Below are 2,293 nucleotides of genomic sequence, written 5' to 3' on the forward strand. Positions count from 1 at the left end.
GGTAGAGCAGGCAAGGCAAGGGCATTCGCGTTTCTGATTTACCCGGATAGCTGGCCGACGTGGGAGAAGGATCTGCGCGGGCTGCATATGCCGATCGTCGTGAGCCCGATTCACGACAGTGACGTTACCGAGGACGGCGAGCTGAAGAAGCCGCACTACCACGGCATCGTTAGCTGGGGAAATGCAACGACGATGAATGCGGCCCTTAATCTGCTGGAGCCGTTTGGCGTCAGGCACGTGGAGCCGGTCGGCAGCTACTCGGCGTACTGCCGCTACCTATGCCACATGGACGACCCGGATAAGGCCCAGTACGACGCGGCTGACGTGGTGTGCCTGTCGGGCGGCGTCCCTGACTTCGAGCGCAAGCTGACGGAGTCGGAGATGCTTGCCCAGCGTGACGAAATCATGGCCCTGTGCGAGGGGAATGGCGTGGTCGAGTACGCCGACCTGTGCGATTTCTGTCGCTACCACCGCCCGGACTGGCGGCAGGACGTGTACACGCACACGATTTTCTGGCGCGGCTACTTCGCGAGCGCCAGGAGTCGGGGAACTGGAGGTGGCGCGGTCTGCTCCTGATGACGCGCCGTCGCGTCACCCCTGCTAGACCACGCCATTCCCCTCGCGCATGATGCTCTTCGTCACGGATCCCCACGCCTGGAGTACCTCTGCGCGGCTCAGGTGTTTCAGGGCGTTCTGGTGACTATGCCAGCGACACCAGCTCGTTGTCGCACGCGCGCCGGATGAACGCCGAGCGCGAGATTCCCTCCCTCTCGGCGGCCCTGTCTATGGCGGCCAGCTCGAAGTCGAAGAACTTCACCGAGCTTGACCTCATCTTCGCTCCTGGCCGCCCGTCCACAGGCTCCCCGAAGACGAACCCGGAGAAGTCGCCCCTCTCGTACCTATCGACGTCAGCCTCGACCTCTTCAAGCGTCGTGCCGAACATCTCGCAAAGCTCCCTGTCACTCATGGCTTCCTCCTCCCGAACCCAAGCTCACGCTTGATACGCTCCTGCGGCGGGGTCTGGGCATGCTTGATGAGCCAGTCGCCAGCCGCGTTTCTTATGGCGACAACCTCGATAAGCCTCCCCGAGGCGTCGTAGCCTATCCCTACGTGCTCCTCCGGCTCCTTGCCCAACCTCGGCATGCTCCTCACGCAGTGCAGCAAGGCATGCGCGGCGTCCTCCTTCGACACGTCCGGGTGCCTCTCGGTAACCCTGTCGAGGACTGCAATCCTGTCCAATCGCGCCTCCCGACCCCAATGATATTACGATTCGATAATACCATATCGAAATATCATTGGTAACCCCTATCGCGACTTCCAGCAAGGAGGCTCCCTACCAAAAGTCCCCCTCGCACCTTCCAACCGTTCCGCAGCGCTCCTCGCCTGCCGCGCAACGTGGTCGAGCGAGTTCGGGTTGTAGAGGCGCTTCCCCAGCTCGCGTGCGATTCCCCGTGCGCCGGGAGCCGTGGCGCCTTGGGCGCCGACCACGCCCCCTCAGGGCGTGGCAAGACGACCGCTATGGCGGTCGGTGGTTTGTGTACACAAACCACGAATCTTGCTTCCACTCGTAGCGAGAGCTAGCCAGGGGGTGGGGCAGAGCCCCACGGACGGGTGGCGGCCTGTGCCACCCGGTGCCGTCTGGCCGGTTTGTGGCCACACGGCGCACCTCTTGCGCGAACCGCGAATCGATGGATGGGGGTATGGGGGCGCTTGCGCCCCCATCATTGCCGCCCTTTCCCGGCTCCCTCGCGCGCTGTGGCGGCTTCTGGGGCAGTTTGCGGATTCGGGTGGGGGAAACCGCCCCGTCCGCCCTCATTGCCGTTCTGAGGGCTTCTGGGACGCTCTGAGCGGTGCGCGGGATATCGCGTCGATGGGTTGCAAGCGGAGCGTTTCAGCGGTGAATTTTGGGGGATTGGCTTACTACGACAGCCAATCCCCCCCTATTCGTGACGTGTGACGAACCACTTTTTGTACCAGTTTTACACAGATAGTGATACATTTTTGGTGTACCAGAATGTAGGTGTATTTAGGGCGGTGGAGAGCATGAAAACTGACGAGAAATTGCCGAAGCGTCGGCTTCAGGTGTCGCTTACGGACGAGCAGATTTTGGAGCTCCAGAAGACCTCTGAGGAGACCGGCGTCTCGAAGTCGGCGATTATTGCGATGGCAATATCCGACTGGATGTCTCGGCGCAACGCTCAGCGTGATGCGATGAGGGTCTAGGCAAGAAAAAAGCCCCAGCGAGCTTGGCGGCGGCAGGGGCAGGAAGACAAGGAGATTATACGTCATGGCA

The 2,293-nt window shown here is 61.8% G+C and carries 4 protein-coding genes; 2 read left to right on the forward strand and 2 right to left on the reverse strand.

All coding sequences use genetic code 11. The annotated features are described in order from the left end of the window. On the forward strand, positions 1-576 hold a 576-nt coding region (locus HMPREF1316_RS13400), incomplete at its 5' end, for a replication protein (protein ID WP_021727043.1). Between the two features lie 124 nt (positions 577-700). On the opposite strand, the gene HMPREF1316_RS10720 is transcribed toward HMPREF1316_RS13400, so the two are convergent. After that, on the reverse strand, positions 701-967 hold the full coding sequence (locus HMPREF1316_RS10720; RefSeq protein WP_021727046.1) for a ribbon-helix-helix domain-containing protein: 267 nt from the start codon (positions 965-967) through the stop codon (positions 701-703). Then, positions 964-1,239 (reverse strand): hypothetical protein, encoded by a 276-nt coding sequence (locus HMPREF1316_RS10725; protein WP_051333007.1) that lies wholly within the window; start codon positions 1,237-1,239, stop codon positions 964-966. The genes HMPREF1316_RS10720 and HMPREF1316_RS10725 overlap by 4 nt, the downstream gene beginning before the upstream one ends. Positions 1,240-2,043: 804 nt before the next feature. Here HMPREF1316_RS10725 and HMPREF1316_RS14165 point away from each other — a divergent pair. Then, entirely contained in the window at positions 2,044-2,223 is a 180-nt protein-coding gene (locus HMPREF1316_RS14165) for a ribbon-helix-helix domain-containing protein (RefSeq protein WP_198009666.1), read from the forward strand. Positions 2,224-2,293 lie beyond the last annotated feature (70 nt).

Source organism: Olsenella profusa F0195, from assembly GCF_000468755.1.
Taxonomy (GTDB): domain Bacteria; phylum Actinomycetota; class Coriobacteriia; order Coriobacteriales; family Atopobiaceae; genus Olsenella_F; species Olsenella_F profusa.